Here is an 18,607-nt window from a genome sequence, read left to right on the forward strand (position 1 = left end):
TTCTCCTTTTCATTCAGGATTAATACTGAAAAACAACACAGTTTTCCACGCTCCAGTAGTATACCATAATTTGTTCACTGCGAAAAGCACTTTTTCACCCAGTCACACTACCTTTTTCATCCTCGTTCTCAGTGCCGCTCTCCTTAGTGTCAAAAGCGCCCTCCGGAATATAAACCAGAACATCCGTGATACGGTTTCTCTTTATGGCACTCGCTGTGAGCTCCACACCGTTTTCAAGCTTTGTGGTCTCGCCTCCCCTCGGAAGTCTGTCGAGGCTCTCAATCATAAGGCCTCCGATGGAATCATAGTCGTCAGACTCAAAAGCGGTTCCCAGAGCATCATTGATATCATCAAGCTTCATATTACCTTCTACGAGGAATCTTCCGCCTCCGAGCTCTCTTATCTGCTCTTCTTCATCGGAGTCATACTCATCACGTATCTCTCCGACGATTTCCTCCAGAAGATCCTCCAGAGTGATCATACCAACGGTTGCTCCGTATTCACTAAGGACAAAAGCAACATTCTGCGCATTTTTTCTCATTTCCATAAGAAGATCCGCCGTCTTTTTATATTCGTAGGTGTAATAAGCCTCTCTCAGATAGTCGCTTATCTTGAAGTTATCCTTATCTGAAACCAGCACCATGTCCTTGATATTGATAAGACCGATGATATTGTCCTGATTGTCCTCATAAACAGGGATTCTGGTATACATCTCCTGTTTGAAAACACGCATAACCTCATGATACTCGGCATCGGAGCTAACGCAGCTCATATCTATTCTGGGAATCATGACATCCTTTGCAACCGCATCGGAAAATTCGAAGACATTGTAGATGATTTCCTTCTCACCGCTTTCGATTACTCCGTCCTCATGGCTTACATCGACATAGGTCTTGAGCTCTTTTTCCGTCATAAGCTGATGTGAATTCTTATCAACTCTTAATATCTTAAGCACAATATCCGCCACCGCATTAACAATCCAGATAACCGGAGAAAGGATTGTCATTATAAGAAGAATTATTCTCGCGTAAAAGAGCGCCATGTTTTCGGCATAAGTAGTCGCAATGGTCTTGGGAATAATCTCACCGATTATGAGAACCACGATAGTCAAAACACCGGTTCCGATACTGATGGCCCAGTCGCCCCACAATCTCTGAACAAAAATCGTCGCAAGAGCGGAAGCAGACAGATTGACTATGTTGTTGCCGATAAGAACCGCCGAGAGCATATTCTGATAATCATCGAGAATCTTCTGAACCGCCAGAGCTCTCTTATTGTTTTCCTCCACAAGCGTCTTAATCCTGACTCTGCTGACACAGCTCATGGCCGTCTCCGCAGATGAAAAAAACGCCGATAAAAATACAAGAAGAATCAGAACGATCAACTGTATTATATTTTGTTGCAAGTCTTTGCCCCCCTTTAGGTGTTGTTATGCTGTAACAGTACCGCCATCCATCTTCGATACCACTTTTTTCTTAATTATAAAGTAACTGATAAGATGTGCGGTAGATGTAATTGTCCAGGTCACAGGATAGGATATATAAAGTACCGTAAGGTCGTGATATATCCTGAACACAGTAAGTATCCATACGATTCGAAGTCCGCAGGCCCCAATGATCGAAACTATCATTGGCACAGTGGAATATCCCATTCCTCGGAGGCTTCCGCAGATGACATCCATGCATCCGCAGAGGAAATAAACCGTGCAGATAACTGCCATACGCTGAACGCCGTACTGAATTGTAGCAGGCTCCTTGGTATATATGCTAACAAGCTGTGCACCGAAGAAATAGAAAACATTCCCCATCACAGCTCCGACCACAAATACAACCGCAAGGCAGGTTCTAAGTACCTTACCGATTCTCTCCGGCTTGTTTGCACCGACGTTCTGGCTGGTGAAGGATACGCAGGCCTGGTATACGGAATTCATCGCCATATATACAAAGCCTTCAATATTTGCTGCCGCCGCACTTCCCGCCATAGCAACGGAACCAAATTCGTTGATTGAGGACTGGATCAGCACATTTGAAAATGAAAAAATCGCACCCTGAAGTCCTGCAGGAAGCCCGACACGAACTATCCTCTTTGTCTTGTCCATGTCCACCCTGATTTTTCTGATGCTCAGTTTATACATCTCATCTGTTGTTATCAGCGCCTTTACTATAAGACCTGCTGATACGGCCTGCGCAAGGATTGTTGCCAGTGCAACACCCGCAACATGCATATGAAAGCCTATTACAAAAATCAGGTTCAGAATTACATTTATCACGCCTGCATTCATAAGGTAGTAAAGAGGCCTTCTGGTATCTCCGGTCGCCCTCAAAATAGCCGCACCGAAATTATACAACATTGTTACCGGCATTCCGATAAAATATATTCGCATATACAAAGTCGAAAGGTCAATTACTTCCTCCGGAGATCCCATCATTTCCAGAATTGGTCTGGAAACAAGGATACCTATAACGGCAATAATAATTCCGCCGATAAGAGCAAGTGCAACTGTCGTATGCACTGTCTCTTCCATCTCCTTCTTCTGTTTTGCCGCAAAATATCTGGCAGCAAGCACATTGACACCCACGGAAAGACCCATGAATACACTAAGGAGCATGTTTATGACAGAGCCCGTTGAGCCTATTGCCGCAACGCAGTTGGCTCCCAGGGTATCGTCTCCCGCGAACTGGCCTACCACTACTATATCCGCAGCATTAAAAAGAAGCTGCAGTACGCTCGAGATAATTAAAGGTATGGAAAAAAGGAGAATCTTCGGAAGAAGAGCCCCCTTAGTCATATCTATCTCGTATTTTCTGTTTCTGTTTTTCATAATCAATGCTTAAATTCTGTTTTGTAGAAATCCTTGAAATCTGCGTAGCCCTGAGCACCAAGCTGTTCCTTCTGGAACTTTTTATTTTTGTTCATGCGCACAACAAGGATCTGGCGTCCGTTTGCTCTCTCCTTCTGTGCCTCGGCGATAATTTCGGAAAGCTGCTCGCCGCCGATACCCTTTTCAATAAGGAAAGCGACTTTATCCTTCTCATCGGGAATCTTGAAGCCTTCATCCATCATGATCATGATAATACGCTCAAAACCGATTGAGAATCCGCAGGCAGGTGTGTCCTGACCCGTAAACTTGCCGACCATCTTATCATAGCGTCCGCCGCCACCGCAGCTTCCACCGTACTGAGGCATAGCTACCTCAAAAATAGTTCCTGTGTAGTAACTCATACCGCGAACAAGTGTGGGATCAAATACAAGCTCGAACTCCGCACTCTTTGTAGCATCAACACTTGAAATAATCTCCTGAAGGCTGTTCTTAACGTCAGCGTCAAGGAAGTCGCCGAGAGTATCAGCAAGGAAGCTTATTCCTTCAATAGCACCCTTTCCTTCAACATTTTTAAAGAGGTCAAGGTACTTATCAATGCTCTCCTTGGCAAAACCATCCTTAAGGAGTTCTTCCGCAACACCCTCAAGACCGATCTTATCCATCTTATCAAGTGTTATGAAAACAGAATCATAGGATTCCTCTGTAAAGCCGGCATACGCAGCCATGGCCTTAAGCATACGTCTCTCATTTATTCTGATCTGGAAGCCCTTAAAACCAAGTCTTCCGAGAGTTGTTGTCGTAGCAAGGATAAGCTCTATCTCAGCAAGATTGGTGGGCTCACCGAGAATATCAATATCACACTGCATAAACTGACGATAACGTCCCTTCTGCGGTCTGTCTGCTCTCCATACATAGCCCATCTGAAGTGCCTTGAAAGGTGAAGGCAGTTCATTCTGGTGGTTGGAATAGTATCTTACAAGCGGAACCGTAAGGTCATAACGAAGTCCCGAATCCGTAAGATCGTTTTCTTCCTTTGCGGTCTCGAGATTGAGCTTCTCTCCTCTTTTCATTACCTTAAATATGAGTTTCTCGTTCTCACCGCCCTGCTTGCTGTTAAGGTTTGCAAGAGATTCTACGCAGGGGGTATCTATGGAAGTAAATCCAAAGCCTGCATAAGTATCCTTAATAATACCGATCACATAATCTCTGAGTTTCATCTCCTCAGGGAGTATATCCTTCATTCCCGTTACAGGTTTCTTTATAAGTGCCATTCGTTAACCTCGTCTTTCTTTATTTATCCTTACAACCACCGCAAAGGGTTGCTGAGTACTTTTGCACGCTTTACGATTTCCTCGCGGTTATGCTTGATGTAGAACTCCAGGGCCGCAATCTCCTCTTCCTCAAATCCGTCGGATTTGAGAATTTTATATCCCGGAATAATGCCCTCAGCAGTATCGTTCTCCCTCAGCGATCTGGGCCGCGAAAAATAAATCCTTATGAATGTCTTTCCGGATTTTGACGTCAAAAAGCCTGTCTGCGTCATTTTCAGTTCCTGACCAAAATTCTTAGCCATATTTCCCCCATAAGCAAAGATAAAGTCTTAAATAATCCTTATCATCATACCATATAAAGGCATACATCAAAATATGATATATGTGACCGGCTAAAAATACAAGTCGGAATTCAAACTTCGCACAGCCCCCAGAGCTCCGTCCGCCGGCCCCGAACCGTATGCTCAGATGAACCGTCATCTGGCGAAATTCATCAGGCCCTTTGTTTGTCATCATACGTGGGGCAACATGTCTGAGAGATGTTTGCTTAAAGCCACTAACGTCCTTAAGACTTTTTGCTTCTATATTCACTCGCTTGAATTTTCTAATGCTCAGAATAAATTGCAAAAGAGTCTTAAGGACGTTAGTGGCTTTTGCAAACAGCCTTGAGTTTTGTCCCACGCATGAATTAAAGAAAACAAAGGGCCTGATAAATGTTCTGAGCCAATTGACGGTGAAAATGAGCATATGGTTCGGGGCCGGCGGACGGAGCTCCGGGGGCTGTGCGAAGTTTGAGTTAACGAATTATAAAATCTATTAAATTATTGTAAACATGCTCATTTTCATGCGTTTTATCGTAAAATTATAGTGTAGTGTATTCAAGTACATGTATTCGTAAAGGAGATCGTACAAATGGCTAACAGCGAAAACAACAGCGGATTCGAGAAAATCCCATTTATTAAGACCGTTGCCGGGATGAGTCTTATGACTTATCTTGCACTGCTGATTTTGTTCGCATTATCTATAGCAGTAGTTGTTACTGAAATGATGAATATCACGAAGAACTCCATAGCTCAAGCTGAGCAGGTGCAGGGTGTTATGAATGATATGCGTGTATTTGAAGTAGACATGCGTATTGTGGACAATGATGGTTTTGCCCTTGCATCAAGCTATGAAACAATAAAGGGTCTGGGCCAGATTGAGACTAAGGTTCCGGAGCTTCAGAACTGTCTTGCAGAAATGGACGAAGCATCCGCCGGAATAACATCAACATTTACAGAACTTACCGGCGCAGACAGTACAGCTTCAAAAGCTGCTGCAGTTATAGCCGAAAACTATGCCACTTACAAAACAGGTTATGAAAAAGTTGTAACAGCTGCTCAGACAGGTGATGTAGACACAATCATTCAGGTCGTTTATGTCGAATGTGCAAATCAGCTTACAACCATGAAGGAACAACTTGAAATTCTTGATAAAGAAATTGATGCCGTTCAGCAGCAGTCCAGCGAGGCTGTCTATGCAAAAGCCATGAGAGCAATCGGAGTAGTTAATTCGATTATGGCAGTATATATCATCTGCATCATCGCATTCTGCTTCTTCAACTATCGCAAGGTGGGCCGAAAGGTTAATCTCATTGCCGATGAGATCAATGATATCATCACCAATATCAATAACCATCAGGGCGACCTGACAGTAAGACTTGAGACAAAGACCTCTTCCGAGCTTGTGCATATCAAGCAGGGCTTCAACCACTTTATGGAAACCCTTCAGAACATCCTTAGAGAGGTTAAGAACGGAACGGTTACACTTACCGAATCCTCTGAGAGTATGACAAACCAGATCGTTTTAGCCAACGATAATATAACCAATACTTCAGCAGCTCTTGAAGAGCTCGCTGCAAGCATGCAGAACGTATCAGATACCTCCAAGGTAATGAACGAGAAGCTCGACAACGTCAAGGAAGCTACCGACAACATCAACTTCGGTGTTGAAGATGGTACCGCTAAGGCTGAGGAGATCAGAGCTGAAGCTATCGAGATAAAAGATGGTGCCCTCCACAAGAAGGAGAATACCGGTGCCAAAATGGAGAACCTCTCAGGAGTGCTTGAGCAGTCTGTTAAGGATAGTGAAAAGGTTAAGCAGATCAACGAACTTACCAATGTCATCCTTGACATCGCTTCACAGACTAACCTCCTTGCCCTCAATGCATCAATCGAGGCAGCAAGAGCAGGTGAAGCAGGACGCGGATTCTCGGTTGTTGCTGAAGAGATCAGCTCCCTTGCCGACAACTCCCGCCAGACAGCTGCCAACATCCAGGATATCAGTAATGAGGTTACCCAGGCGGTTACCACACTGGCCGACAACGCTATGCAGGTTCTTGATTTCATCAACACCACAGTGCTTAGTGACTACGATGCTTTCGTTGAAACCGGTGAGAAGTATGAAGAGACAGCTAAACTCATTAACGAGATGCTTGACGGTATTGCAGATCAGACACAGAACCTCAATGCTATCATGGAAGAGATGAGTGATTCCGTATCATCCATTTCCCAGTCAGTTAACGAGGCTTCTGATGCGATCAACCAGTCCGCAGAGAACTCTCAGGACATCGTTGACGAGATCAGCGGCATCAGTTCCGCTATGGACACCAACAACGATGTTACAGAAAAGCTGAGCGAGAGCACAAGACAGTTCATAAATATCTAAAAAAATCTCTTGAAACAACAAATAAGGCTTGGGATCAATCTTTGGTCCCAAGCCTTTAATTATTTCGATGTAATTCGAAAACCAATTATTTTAAAGTTACTTTATTTCTGCCGCTTTCCTTTGACATATAAAGTGCTTTATCCACACGATTGAATACATCGTCGAAGGAATCCTCATCGCGAAGCTCTGTAACACCTACAGAGCAGGTCAGCTGACCGATTTCCGGAAAAGTTGCTGCTTCAACATTTTTCCTCAAAGTTTCAGATACCTCATAAAGCTCATCTCCGGTCTTCCCTCTGTAGACAATGACAAATTCTTCGCCGCCCCATCTGCCAATATGGGCGTCTTTATCGACAACCGTCTCTTCAATGATGTGCGCGAATTTCTTAAGTGTGCGATCACCTGTGGAATGTCCGTGGTTATCATTAACCTGCTTAAAGAAATCAATGTCGATCATCATGAGGGATACAGACGTTCCCTCCTTTTTATGTGCATCGATAGCGTTAAGCATCTCCGTATTAATTCCGCCATGATTGAGAAGTCCCGTCAGTGAATCGGCTATCGCAAGCTCCTCATATTGCCTCAAGGTACTCATGAGATCTTCAAAGTTCTCATGAATGTCCTGTACCATGAAGACAAATCTGAAGTCATCCTCATTAGCTGTTGCAGTCCTGCTGAAAATGAGTTTTACCCAGATATATGTACCCTCAAGGTTCATCATCATACAGTCAAGCGATATTGTGCGTCCCGGTGCCAGATTGGCCTTCAGGTATTCAGGATCCGTGATCTTAAGAAACTGATCCTTATCCTCCGGAGCGATCATATTTACAGTCATCAAGCGCCACTCTGAATATTTTATGCTTGAATTCACAGTCTCATCGGATATCTCCGTCACGCTTAAACTGCTGGTCGTATCCTGAACAAGGTCCACGTACATTGAAAACAGATAGGTGTTCTGTATCGTATTGACCTTTTTGGTGGTCATGAATTCCTCAACATACTCATCGTCGTCAAGTTCATCCATGACAAAAATATACTGTTTCTCATTTCTTGTCGGATAAACCTGCATCTGTACAAAATAAGGTGTACTGCTGCCTTCGAGAAAAACTTTCAGCCTCCTGCTGTATTTCCCCTTGAAATCTGCATAGTAAGACACAAAAGCTTTATACTCGTCAGTTATTAATTCACTTGAGCCTTCAATATGAAACCAGAGTTTTTCAATCAGATCATGATAATCTCCCGTCTCACCGATAAATTCCTTAAACATGTTTCTGCGGGTCATAGCCCTGTATTTGTTCTCTTCAGCGTCAACAAGAATTACCGCATCAACATTATCATGTAAAAGCTCAAGTACTTCCCTTTCCGTATAGCTTTCCAGGCTCTTTCTTGCCATTTTCCTTCCCTCTGTAATGGGTCCTCTAATCATTCTTTTTATTGAGAATGAATTCCATCAACTTATTTATTATATATCAAATTCAGCCTGTATGCACGCTTATTCAACGCCTGTGACGCTGACATTCTCAAGCCTTGTGAGCGCAGGAATGTTGAAGTTGTCATACTGGCGCTTTTCCTTTGACATATACATCTCATTCACAAAGTCTGTCATGCAGCCTGAAATCGAACCTCCGCTTACAGGGGTAACCTTTTCGCCGTCGTGGTAATAACCAAGTCTTATCTCTCCCGCGATATCTCCCGAGATGGAATCAACAGCAAAATCCGAAAATTCAACTATCTCAAGGTATTTTCCGCTTCTGATCTCTTCCGAAGTCTTGGAACCGCCTTCCACATCAAAATTGCATGCAAGGTATGAATCCTTGATTCCAAGGTAATATCTGAATCTTCTTCCGCCAAAGAAGGTGGTGGGAACATTTTTATCAAGAACTGTCATATCCCTTATTACAGCACCTTCATCATCCACATCGAAGTTTTTTGATGAGTTCGGCAGGTATTTTACGGATTTCAGGGTAACTTTATCTCCCTTTGCCCTAGGCGCAACTTCCTTGCCAATCTCCCAATCGGAATACTTGCTGTATATAAAACCCGCATTGCACTTTTCAACAAACCAGCTGTATATCTGGACCGCATCGCTTGTCGGGAAAACAACTGCTGCCTTTCCAAGCTTCGGAGTAGGTTTCGCGATCAGCTTATCCTTACCATATCTGAGTACCTCTGCAATGTCTTTTTTAAGGTTCTCACTGTCGCAGCTTCCTGCCTTATACATGCGATAGAGCTCGATCTCATGCTCGCTATCCCTGGCATTTACCACAACCTCAACCATTGATGAGGGATATTCAAAGCTTATGTCTATTCCCTCAGAGTTGATGAATCTTCTCTTATTCTTTTCAGCAAAAATCTCATAGGAATTGATGTACTCTGTATCCGTCTCCGGAAGCTCCTTCATTGCCTTTACGAAGTTTTCCGCAATTTGGGAAACATCCACATCCTCACTTTTTGATACCTCATAATCTTCGGGCTTATTAAGCTCGTAAAAAGGGTTCTTTACATTTTCTGCCCTTGAGATGAGCTTATCGATTTCTTCTTTTATCTCTTCATCCGTAAGTGTCGGGTATATCTCTCCCGAAGCACTTCCGAGCATCTTGCCGTCGTCAAGCTTCTTGTAAACCTTGACGTTAATATGCTCTACATCTCTTACTCTGTTCTGGTCCAGTCTGTGCTTTATGAAATAAAACTCATACGCAAGTGTTGTTGTATCTGTAATCTCAAAGCCATCCGCATCGGAGGCCTTGAGAATATCTATAATCTTGTCTGTCATTTTCTTTTCCTTTCGTCTTCCCCTCATCCGTCAGCTTCCCCCCAAGGGGAAGGCGCTTCGAGGTACTTAACCTAGTCTAGCAACCGCCTTCAGGTAAGGGCCACCGTCGGAGACTTTAACCCACTCCTTGTGTCCTTTACCGCAGCCGCCGTTACCGAAGGATTCACGGTCTGTACTTACCATTGAAATTGAGCCGAGAAGATCCGGCACATAACCGGTCATAACTACAGGAGCAACAACTTTTCCCGTGAACTTGCCGTCTATAATCTCACGGCCTCTCGCAACGATGCACTGAATGCCCCAGTGCTTCGGATCCTCCATGCCGGAGAACATACCCTCAAGATAGTAGCCCTTCTTAACTGAAGCGATCATATCCTCCTTGGAGTCACTTCCGCTGTCGAACATCGTATTTGTCATACGTGTATAAACCTTGTGCTCGAAGTTCTCGCGCTTACCGTTACCGGTGGGCTTTGTTCCAAGTCTGAGCGCAGCAAGAGCATCACAGACACCTGTTTTCAAAATGCCGTGATCAATCTCTGTAACATCACCTGCAAGTGTACCCTCATCGTCAAAGGCATAGCTTGCAACGTCAACAACGCAGTTTGCACCCTCGTGCATCGAAACAAGATCTGAACCGACACGCTTATCAATATACTCCGCCCCGAGAGCTCTGCCCTTTACAAACATATCCATCTCAACGCCATGGCCGAAGGCCTCATGGGCGATAAGTCCTGTAACCTCAGGGCTTGTGATAATCTCATATTCGCCGGGTACTACCGGATCGGCATCCAGCATATCGCCAACAGAATTAACAGCCACCTCGATTTTCTCCTCAAGGTCGTCAAGAATTCCGGCACCGCTTCTTCCCGAAACACCCTCGATTGACATGGTATTTCTGCCGTTCTTTGCACCGATTGCAAGAATAGAACCTTCTGTGTAGACATAGCTCTGGCGCATATCTCTGTTCTTTGTGAGGAACATCTTGCAAACGTGGGTGGACTTTGCGGATGCGGGTGCATCTATCATGAAATCCTTAAGCTTTACGGCTCTGTCGCTGTAGCTCTGGAGTTTTTCCATAAGTGCCCCGAGATCCACATCCTGAGGCATGATATCAGTCTCCATCTCTGTGAAAAGCTCGCAGGGCTCGTCGTCAAGCTTATCCGTATCAAAAACTTCTGTGGAAGTCTTTTTGATAATTTCAAACTGGTCATTCAGAATATTCTTTAGTTTTGAGGCAAAAGCGCTCATATCCTTATCAGGTTTGTTGAACGAATACTCGCTGTAAAGGCCATCCTTATATACTCTGACAACGCAGCCTCTTTCGGTCGTCATATTTTCACTCGTAATCGCCTTGCTCTTCTGCGATGCCTGTATAGAAAAGCCCTTGGAATCGCTGGCAAGAACGCTTACGTAATCATATTCCTCCGAGAGCTCATCGATCAGCATTTTAAGGCCGGGTGCAAGCTCTGTAAGGTATAAAGAAAACTTTGCTTTCATAAAATACTCCTAACATTATATTTTTTGCACAAATACTCCTCTATTATATACTCTCGGGAAAGATAAAGACTAATTTTTCTTCAGACTCACATCAATCCTGCATCCATATCTCTCGCTATCCTTGCAAGATCTTCGTACTCTTTCTTCTCACGCTTTACACCGTACCCGGAGACTTCCTTTACACGTATTTCTCCATCGGGAGTAGTTATCGTTTTCTCCTCACGGTGAAGCACGTAGCGATTGCTGATGTGCTCACGAATACCGATGGTTGTTGTATATTTGAAAATCTTTTTGACCAATTCTTCTTTTTTATCTTCCCTGCAGAGAACTGTCAGCATGGTTCCCGGACGATTTTTCTTCATGAAAATAGAAGTGGTAAATACGTCCAAAGCACCCTCTTCCATGAGGCGCTCAGTTGCAAAGCCTATTGCCTCGGGAGTCATGTCGTCGAGATTGCAGATGAGTTCTGTGATGGTATCGGTGAGAGCTTCGTCATCTTCATTGCCAAGCATCACCCTTACGCAGTTTGCCTTTGCGAAATCCTTTTTACCCATACCATAACCGATTTTATCTACACTCATAATAGGCTGAGGTCCAAAGCTTTTTGCAAAGTATTTGATAAGTGCAGCACCTGTGGGCGTGCATAACTCTCCGTCGATATCTGCGCTGTAGGACGGAATACCTTTTAAAAGAATTGCGGTGGCAGGTGCGGGAACCGGAAGAATTCCGTGCGCACATTTTACATGACCGCTTCCCACATGGATGGGAGATGCGATCACGCTGGCCGGACCTATTTCATTCATAATTAAGCAGGTCGCCGTGATGTCTGCAATGGCATCCATACTGCCTACTTCATGAAAATGTATCTCGGATACAGGCTCACCGTGAACGGTGCTCTCTGCCTCTGCAATCAGTTTATATACGTTAAGGATGTCCTTTTTAATGGATTCTTCTATTTTCAGTGATTCAATTATATGCTCGATATCATGGAGGCTTCTGTGGCTATGGTGATGCTCGTTATCATGGCTGTGACCATGCTCATGGTGATGATGGCCCACATCATCGCTTATCTCTTCTTCTCCATTTACCCTGACTTCCAGATGTTTTCCTGTAATTCCGCATTTTTCTGAAGTCACAAGCTCATAAGTCACCCCGGGAATCCCGGCTTCATTAAGCTTTTCAAGTATCTCATCTCTGTTCTCACAGATATCCAAAAGGGCTGCTGAGAGCATGTCTCCCGCAGCTCCCATCTTACATTCTATATAAAGTGTTTTCATGATAATTGTTATCCTTTCGATGGTTACGAGAATTAAATTGTATGCTACTTAATTATATCGCATTTTATTTATCTGAAAACACCATTTCTTTTAATTTTATTCCCGTAGGGGTCGTGGCCAGTCCTCCGGCCGCAGTTTCCTTTAGGGTTGTCGACATCACATCTCCGACTTCTTTCATAGCATCCAGGCATTCATCGGCAGGAATGTGAGCCTTAATTCCAGCAAGCGCCATGTCAGCACAGGAAAAAGCTATCATCAGTCCCGATACGTTTCTCTTAATACAGGGAATTTCCACCAGTCCTGCCACAGGATCGCACACAAGTCCCATTTGATTAGAGATTGCCATAGCGCATGCATCTGCGCACTGTGCAGGAGTTCCTCCCATCAGCTCCACAAGGGCTGCTGCCGTCATAGCTGCCGCACTTCCGCACTCAGCCTGGCACCCTCCCTCAGCGCCTGCGATACTTGCTCTGTTTGCCACAACCATTCCGATAGCTCCCGCGGTGAACATTGACATCACAATGTCCTTTTCATCAAAGCCTCTGTCCTCGTATAGGGAAACCAATGCTCCCGGCAAAATGCCGCAACTCCCGGCTGTGGGCGCCGCAACTATTCGCCCCATTGACGCATTACAGCCAGCTACCGAAAGTGCTCTTGCTATCGCCTTTGACATATTTGTCCCGCAGAGTCCGCCATCATTTTTTCCTGCGTATTCGTTCATGATATAGCCTTCACCGCCGGTAAGACCGGAAGTCGACTTAAGATCCTTCTTCATGCCCTCTTGAACGGATCTCTTCATGACATCGAAATTGATTTCCATCTTTTCATAAAGTTCAAGCTCTGTTATTCCCATGCTTTCAGCCTGATCCTCAAGAGCAAGCTGACTGAGCTTTATATTTCGGGCATTTGCAGCGGTCACGAGATCGCTGATGGATTCGTATTTTAGCATTTTGTTCCCCTCATCCGGCGCTTCGCGCCACCTTCCCCCCTAGGGGAAGGCTTAATGTTGCTCGCTAAACTCTTTTGATCAGAATTGCGTTAAGGACGTGGTCGATGCCTCTTATCTCATCTACCAGTGTTTCCGGCGGCTTGTTGTCTATTTCGATAGTCATGATAGCTTCTCCGCCCTTTTCCTGGCGCGAGAGATGGAACTTAGAGATATTCAGGTCCTCATGCTCCCAGTGCATCATATTTGTGACGCTCGCAATAACACCGGGTTTGTCCTCGTGCATCACAAGGATTGTATTGTTGTCTCCGGAAAATTCCACGTCCATCCCGTTTATCTGTTTTACAAGAATATTGCCTCCGCCTACGCTGGCACCCTGCATCACGCCTTCGGAACCATCTTCAAGAAAGTAATGAATGCGCGCGGTATTCGGATGTGCTCCCTTGATGTTCTCTTTTATAAATGTGTACTCTATTCCCCGCTCGGCTGCAATCTTATGCGCATCCCTGATTTCGGGAGAATAGCTTTTGTACCCCATTATTCCGGCAAGAAGCGCTCTGTCTGTTCCATGTCCCCTGTAAGTCTGGGCAAAAGATCCGGACAGGGTGATCTCAACCTTTTTTAATTTTCTGTCATCTATAAGCTTGTTGACAACTCTGCCGAGCCGCACCGCACCCGCAGTGTGAGAACTCGAAGGTCCTATCATCACCGGTCCTATAATATCGAAAATGTTCATGGAATTGCCTCCATTAAAAAAATGGAGCAGACACATCACACCAAAAGCGCTAGAATCTGCTCATCTTATTATTTTCCATCAAGGTCGGCAACTCTTACGGGTTCGCCGTTTAACAGGATGTAACCCTTTGGAAGCCTCGACGCATCCGACATGGAGGTATAGTGCCCTTTGTCATGTCTGTGTGGCATAGCACCTGCGTCGTTTCTTGCATTTTTCCTATTGTATGTATTATATACCCCGGCCGACTTATGCGCGTGCGGCATCGATGAAGCTTCACGTTTACTGCTGTCAGCCGTTCCGCTCTTAGCTGCCGTTTGTCCGGCCTTTTTTCTTAAAACTCTTCCAAATACTGATAGCACAAGAATCCAGACTACTAACGACACAAGTCCATCCAGATTCTCTCCTACCATGGGTAAAACTTCCTCCAACTTTTCTCCCAAAAGAGCTATTACCTGTTCCATATCTCCTCCCGATATCACATCATGATTCTTCAAGGCGCATCTTACTCTTCCTAAAAGAAATTATACCACATATAGGCATAGTTACACCGTATGATATGCCCCATATTCCATGTCTACCCCCCAATAGACCTAAAACAAATCCAGCATGCTGTCCAGATATACTTCTTCCCTGACTTTTAGTTGGTATTCGGGTTTTGTCATGTAATAGAGCAAGAATTCCAGAATAATGGCGCTTCCAAGGCTTCTCCCTTCGATTTTGAAATCGGAGAAGCCCGCAGGCATGTATGTTTCTTGAATATCTTCAATTCCGATAAAACCGGGGTTCTTCATTGCATCGGAAAAGCGGTAGCCTCTGCCTGCTTCGGGAGAAACGCAGGCATGGTCGGCGCAGTTTTCACCGAGACTTTTCCTGCTGACATTTTCATAGCAATTCTTTCTGTCATAACAATCAAACCAGCAGCATTCATTGCACAAAAATTCCACCTTCTGCTTCTGCAAAGGTGAAAGTGCGCATAGTTTATCCAATTCCTTATTTAGTCTGAAGTCCGGTACAACATAGCTGAATTCACTGCGGTCAAGCTCTTTTTCAAGCTCTGAAAACTCAGTCAACACCTTTGTCGTACTTGAAACAAAATAAAAACCGGGATAGTTTTCCTTTAGATATTTAAGAAGAATATCTGAGTGAAGTATTATTCCGTTACTCCCCTCTGCACCGCTTTTCTCAAACAAAGCACACAGGTAATTGCACTTCTTATCGGAAAGGTGCTTCTCCTCAAGCAGAGAATTACTGAACGTAAGCCGCGCAGAGATTCCATACTGCTTCATCAGCAAGGCCACCTCTTCCGGGTCTGCATCTCCGAAGCCCACTCTTCCGCCGCCCCATAGGCAATCGCCGGGAGCACCATAAATTGATCCTATTTCGCACCAATCATAAAAATACTCCCTGCGCTCTCTAAAGAGCGGCAGGAAGATTTTGTATAAGTCATAAAATTCGAATAAACCGGGGAGATGATAATAAGCTGTCATTTTATCCCTCGTCTCTCCATTGCCTGGATCAGATACTTGATTTTCTTTTTTACCACGTCTGCATATTTGGGTTTTAACTTATTCTGAACACCGATAAAATCTCTGATAGTCTCGATATCTTTATCTCTCATATATGCCAGAGTTTCTTCATCCAGTTTGAGTATATCAATATTTTTATCACAGATTCGTTTAGATGCTATATATCTTTCCATTCAGAACTTCCTTCATTCAATAATTATAAAGCCTCTCTATATTATATTCCAGAAATCTAAACCTCCGATAAAGTTGAAATTAAAAATACGAAAAGCATCCGCTGCGAATTATATTCCATTTTGTGTTAATGAAACGAAATCACCTTGTCGTAGTCATAGCCTCGGTCAGGAGTGAAATCTCTCTTAGTGAGAGTAAAATATAATACTCCATGCTTTTTCAATGTAAATGAAACATCCACCGTTCCGTTCTTTGATACTTCAATGGAGCTCGTCGTAAGAGGCCATGCGGCGCTCTTAATCATTTCCTTCTCCGCCTTCGACGGGTATGCCGGCTCTCCCAAGTCGTGCCACAATTTCAAGGGATTACAGCAGGTCTCATCGACAGTCTTTTTGATAAGTGTATACTCACCGGCTTCCGGAAGCTCAAAGTCAAAATCAGCGCTAATCTCCTCCTCACCTATATTCCACAATACTCCCGCGTAGCCAAAATCATTCTTCACAATTACCGCCTTGTCATCGCGGTATACACAACCCTCGCCAAACATTTTTAACTGCTTATAAAAATAGAAAGTCCAGAAGGTCGGCTTGGGAATATTCCCATCCGCAACCATTCCAAAGCCTCCATGGAATAGGGAATGCTGAACTCCCTGCTCCTCGAACACATCTCCGAAGGTCCAGTAGGAATATGCTTCATTCACATCCCCAAGTCCCGCCAGCTGACCTGCGAGATATGCGGCATTTAAATTAGTGTCATGGATTACACCCCTTGGAGTATACGAGGTGCTAAATTCCGACAGATGTATGGGGAGCCCTCTGAATTCATCATAAGAATCCACAATATCCCTGGTGGACTGAAGATTCTCAAAACGCATCTTTGGATCCTCCAGTTTGGAATAATCATAATGTCCGATGCGCTCCGGGAATTCCACAGTGTAATGATGCCTGGTAATCCTGTCGGGTTTTATGCACTCCTTTTTGCAAAACTCAAGGAAAGCCTCTATCCACTCCGCATCCCTTACGCCGCAGATGGCAGGCCCTCCGACCTTATATCTTGAGTCATAGTTCTTAATTGCAAGAAAAGTCTCCTTGAACAATTTGAAATATTCCTGCATGTCAGCCTTGTACCAAAAGCCCGGCAGATTGGGCTCATTCCACACCTCAATAGGCCATGTCACAGTTTCTTCTCCGTAGCGCTTTTTGAGGTGTGACAGAAGAGCAATAACCATATCTGTCCACTTTTTGTAATCCTTGGGTGGAGTGGTATTCCCCTTCCAGTAAAAGATCGTCTGGGTTCCGCTGGCAAGCTGGCCGGGCATGAATCCAAGCTCAAGATAAGGCCTGATGCCAAGTCGCAAAAAGCTGTCAAAAATCCTGTCTATATAAGTATAGTTGTACTCTACTTTTGTCTCGCCGTCCTCTTCGTACTCGTTGTAGATAGCCACATCATCAGAGAAAAGACCGTGCCCTCTTATGTAGGAAAAGCCGATCATGTTCTGTACAAATTCGAGCTCTTTCAAATACTCCTCTGTCAGTGCCAGTCCGAGCCTTCCCGTGCCGACGCAGTAATCCACGTTATTATTGAATTCCATCCTGTTATCTTTTTTTACGATTATTTTTTCTCTGCTCATACCCTGATTCTCCCTGTTCCCTATAAAATAAAATTTTCTATAAGATAAAAAGCCTTATATGCTGCATTTTTAATGTAGCACATAAGGCTCCCGCACTCTAAAACAATATTGTTTTTATCATGCCAATTATTGCGATTATTTCCGTGATTTTTTCAGAAGCTCCGCGGTAAAGTCGATGTAGTCAAGGCAGGTGTTGCACTTCGGAGCATAGTCTATCAAAAGCTTCTTTGCTTCCTGAGCTTCCTTTGTCTTTATACATTCACGGATAACAGTTTTAAAGAGCTTCGTATCCATCTTCTTCGCTGTCTTTTCTATATTGTCACGGGTTTCCTTTTCAAGGTTGGATCTCCCCGAATATCTGACAAGAAGAAGTCCGGCGATGGAAAGATTTCTGTTCTGTCTCTTTTTCACAGACATGATCGTGTCGTATAACTGACTGATTCCCTGCATCGCATAGGAGTCTGCAGTAACAGGGATTATCACTTTATCAGCTGCAATAAGGCAGTTATAAAGGATGATATTAAGTGATGGCGCTGTATCAATAACGATGTACTCATATCCATCGAGCTCGTCCAGTGCATCCTTAAGGCGATAGAAGCCTTCAAGGTCACCGTCAAGCATCTTCTCCGCTTTTACAAGAAGAGGGTCAGATGCAACGATATCACCGTTCTCTGTATGCTGGATAGCTTCCGCGATCGGCAATTTATCAGAATCGATTATTACATCATAAAGTGTAGCGACGTCCTCAATCTTGGCATCATAGGTGCTTGTGCTGTTGCACTGAGGATCAGCGTCTATCAAAAGTGTCTTTGCTTTTCTTCCAAGAATTCCCGCAAGATTGGTTGCAGTAGTACTTTTACCGATGCCGCCCTTCTGGTTGGCAACCACGAATATAGTAGACATTTTTCATCCCCTCCCTCAGAAATCAACGCAGCCGTTTACATTACCGTTAACAACATAGAAAACCTTGTGCTCCTCAGGCTTTATATAGACATCGATTTTCTGAAAATCCGCTTCCGATACTCCATGAGAAAGCGCATCCTCTTTGATTTTCTTTAAAATGTCATCGGTAGTGCGGTCACTGTTTTGATACTGAACGACGATGTTTTTCTGAGCAGTGGCAAAACTTCCGGTTGCTTCAAGTGCTCTCTTAACACTGCTTTGTCTGGCCATTTTTCATATCCCCCTTTGCAAGTCATTAGAAACTACAAAGATTATTTTATCAAATCCTTTGCCCTCTGACCACTTAGAAG

The 18,607-nt window shown here is 44.2% G+C and carries 17 protein-coding genes; 1 reads left to right on the forward strand and 16 read right to left on the reverse strand.

The window, feature by feature from the left end:
• Window positions 1-94 precede the first annotated feature (94 nt).
• The 4 genes from BMW61_RS07450 to BMW61_RS07465 are packed head-to-tail and all read right to left on the reverse strand — an operon-like array spanning window position 95 to window position 4,394.
• A complete protein-coding gene (locus BMW61_RS07450) occupies window positions 95-1,405 on the reverse strand; it encodes an HlyC/CorC family transporter (RefSeq protein WP_091820701.1) in 1,311 nt (436 codons plus the stop codon).
• Between the two features lie 24 nt (window positions 1,406-1,429).
• A complete protein-coding gene (locus tag BMW61_RS07455) occupies window positions 1,430-2,821 on the reverse strand; it encodes an MATE family efflux transporter (RefSeq protein ID WP_091820702.1) in 1,392 nt (463 codons plus the stop codon).
• Window positions 2,822-2,823: 2 nt separating this feature from the next.
• A complete protein-coding gene (gene hisS / locus BMW61_RS07460; protein ID WP_091820704.1) occupies window positions 2,824-4,092 on the reverse strand; it encodes a histidine--tRNA ligase in 1,269 nt (422 codons plus the stop codon).
• A gap of 29 nt (window positions 4,093-4,121) precedes the next feature.
• Entirely contained in the window at window positions 4,122-4,394 is a 273-nt protein-coding gene (locus BMW61_RS07465; protein ID WP_022762638.1) for a hypothetical protein, read from the reverse strand.
• A 610-nt stretch (window positions 4,395-5,004) separates the two neighbouring features.
• On the opposite strand from BMW61_RS07465, the gene BMW61_RS07475 reads away from it, so the two are divergent.
• A complete protein-coding gene (locus tag BMW61_RS07475; RefSeq protein ID WP_091820709.1) occupies window positions 5,005-6,798 on the forward strand; it encodes a methyl-accepting chemotaxis protein in 1,794 nt (597 codons plus the stop codon).
• An 85-nt stretch (window positions 6,799-6,883) separates the two neighbouring features.
• Here the strand turns inward: BMW61_RS07475 and BMW61_RS07480 are convergent, their stop codons facing one another.
• The 12 genes from BMW61_RS07480 to BMW61_RS07535 form a co-directional block, all read right to left on the reverse strand.
• Window positions 6,884-8,191: a GGDEF domain-containing protein gene (locus tag BMW61_RS07480; protein WP_091820711.1), complete on the reverse strand. Its 1,308-nt coding sequence runs from the start codon at window positions 8,189-8,191 to the stop codon at window positions 6,884-6,886.
• Window positions 8,192-8,290: 99 nt separating this feature from the next.
• Window positions 8,291-9,598, reverse strand: a complete 1,308-nt coding sequence (locus BMW61_RS07485) for a metallopeptidase TldD-related protein (protein ID WP_242876656.1) — start codon at window positions 9,596-9,598, stop codon at window positions 8,291-8,293.
• Between the two features lie 39 nt (window positions 9,599-9,637).
• Window positions 9,638-11,068, reverse strand: coding sequence for a TldD/PmbA family protein (locus BMW61_RS07490; protein WP_091820712.1), 1,431 nt, complete (start codon window positions 11,066-11,068; stop codon window positions 9,638-9,640).
• 86 nt (window positions 11,069-11,154) lie between these two features.
• Entirely contained in the window at window positions 11,155-12,345 is a 1,191-nt protein-coding gene (gene larC / locus BMW61_RS07495; protein WP_026498029.1) for a nickel pincer cofactor biosynthesis protein LarC, read from the reverse strand.
• Between the two features lie 64 nt (window positions 12,346-12,409).
• A complete protein-coding gene (sdaAA, locus tag BMW61_RS07500) occupies window positions 12,410-13,294 on the reverse strand; it encodes an L-serine ammonia-lyase, iron-sulfur-dependent, subunit alpha (protein WP_091820714.1) in 885 nt (294 codons plus the stop codon).
• Between the two features lie 64 nt (window positions 13,295-13,358).
• Window positions 13,359-14,027, reverse strand: coding sequence for an L-serine ammonia-lyase, iron-sulfur-dependent subunit beta (gene sdaAB, locus BMW61_RS07505; RefSeq protein ID WP_026498027.1), 669 nt, complete (start codon window positions 14,025-14,027; stop codon window positions 13,359-13,361).
• Between the two features lie 68 nt (window positions 14,028-14,095).
• Window positions 14,096-14,488, reverse strand: coding sequence for a hypothetical protein (locus BMW61_RS07510; protein ID WP_091820716.1), 393 nt, complete (start codon window positions 14,486-14,488; stop codon window positions 14,096-14,098).
• Between the two features lie 129 nt (window positions 14,489-14,617).
• Window positions 14,618-15,514 carry a hypothetical protein gene (locus BMW61_RS07515; protein ID WP_091820718.1) on the reverse strand — a complete coding sequence of 299 codons (897 nt, stop codon included), beginning with the start codon at window positions 15,512-15,514 and terminating at the stop codon, window positions 14,618-14,620.
• A complete protein-coding gene (locus BMW61_RS07520) occupies window positions 15,511-15,726 on the reverse strand; it encodes a hypothetical protein (protein WP_022762649.1) in 216 nt (71 codons plus the stop codon). The genes BMW61_RS07515 and BMW61_RS07520 overlap by 4 nt, the downstream gene beginning before the upstream one ends.
• Before the next feature lie 125 nt (window positions 15,727-15,851).
• Window positions 15,852-17,354 carry a GH39 family glycosyl hydrolase gene (locus BMW61_RS07525; protein ID WP_091820720.1) on the reverse strand — a complete coding sequence of 501 codons (1,503 nt, stop codon included), beginning with the start codon at window positions 17,352-17,354 and terminating at the stop codon, window positions 15,852-15,854.
• 135 nt (window positions 17,355-17,489) lie between these two features.
• On the reverse strand, window positions 17,490-18,257 hold the full coding sequence (locus tag BMW61_RS07530; protein ID WP_091820722.1) for a ParA family protein: 768 nt from the start codon (window positions 18,255-18,257) through the stop codon (window positions 17,490-17,492).
• A gap of 15 nt (window positions 18,258-18,272) precedes the next feature.
• The gene (locus BMW61_RS07535) at window positions 18,273-18,527 is read right to left on the reverse strand and encodes a DUF6465 family protein (RefSeq protein WP_022762652.1); all 255 of its coding nucleotides are present in this window, start codon (window positions 18,525-18,527) and stop codon (window positions 18,273-18,275) included.
• Window positions 18,528-18,607 lie beyond the last annotated feature (80 nt).

It is taken from the genome of Butyrivibrio sp. ob235 (assembly GCF_900109475.1).
Taxonomy (GTDB): Bacteria; Bacillota; Clostridia; order Lachnospirales; family Lachnospiraceae; genus Butyrivibrio.

Bases quoted from the DNA above. Each gene is read 5' to 3' on its own strand.
- larC (WP_026498029.1), bottom strand. From the start codon at position 12,345: ATGAAAACACTTTATATAGAATGTAAGATGGGAGCTGCGGGAGACATG.
- BMW61_RS07510 (WP_091820716.1), bottom strand. From the start codon at position 14,488: ATGGAACAGGTAATAGCTCTTTTGGGAGAAAAGTTGGAGGAAGTTTTA.
- hisS (WP_091820704.1), bottom strand. From the start codon at position 4,092: ATGGCACTTATAAAGAAACCTGTAACGGGAATGAAGGATATACTCCCT.
- BMW61_RS07530 (WP_091820722.1), bottom strand. From the start codon at position 18,257: ATGTCTACTATATTCGTGGTTGCCAACCAGAAGGGCGGCATCGGTAAA.
- BMW61_RS07535 (WP_022762652.1), bottom strand. From the start codon at position 18,527: ATGGCCAGACAAAGCAGTGTTAAGAGAGCACTTGAAGCAACCGGAAGT.
- BMW61_RS07480 (WP_091820711.1), bottom strand. From the start codon at position 8,191: ATGGCAAGAAAGAGCCTGGAAAGCTATACGGAAAGGGAAGTACTTGAG.
- BMW61_RS07485 (WP_242876656.1), bottom strand. From the start codon at position 9,598: ATGAGGGGAAGACGAAAGGAAAAGAAAATGACAGACAAGATTATAGAT.
- BMW61_RS07465 (WP_022762638.1), bottom strand. From the start codon at position 4,394: ATGGCTAAGAATTTTGGTCAGGAACTGAAAATGACGCAGACAGGCTTT.
- BMW61_RS07525 (WP_091820720.1), bottom strand. From the start codon at position 17,354: ATGAGCAGAGAAAAAATAATCGTAAAAAAAGATAACAGGATGGAATTC.
- BMW61_RS07455 (WP_091820702.1), bottom strand. From the start codon at position 2,821: ATGAAAAACAGAAACAGAAAATACGAGATAGATATGACTAAGGGGGCT.
- sdaAA (WP_091820714.1), bottom strand. From the start codon at position 13,294: ATGCTAAAATACGAATCCATCAGCGATCTCGTGACCGCTGCAAATGCC.
- BMW61_RS07490 (WP_091820712.1), bottom strand. From the start codon at position 11,068: ATGAAAGCAAAGTTTTCTTTATACCTTACAGAGCTTGCACCCGGCCTT.
- BMW61_RS07520 (WP_022762649.1), bottom strand. From the start codon at position 15,726: ATGGAAAGATATATAGCATCTAAACGAATCTGTGATAAAAATATTGAT.
- BMW61_RS07475 (WP_091820709.1), top strand. From the start codon at position 5,005: ATGGCTAACAGCGAAAACAACAGCGGATTCGAGAAAATCCCATTTATT.
- sdaAB (WP_026498027.1), bottom strand. From the start codon at position 14,027: ATGAACATTTTCGATATTATAGGACCGGTGATGATAGGACCTTCGAGT.
- BMW61_RS07515 (WP_091820718.1), bottom strand. From the start codon at position 15,514: ATGACAGCTTATTATCATCTCCCCGGTTTATTCGAATTTTATGACTTA.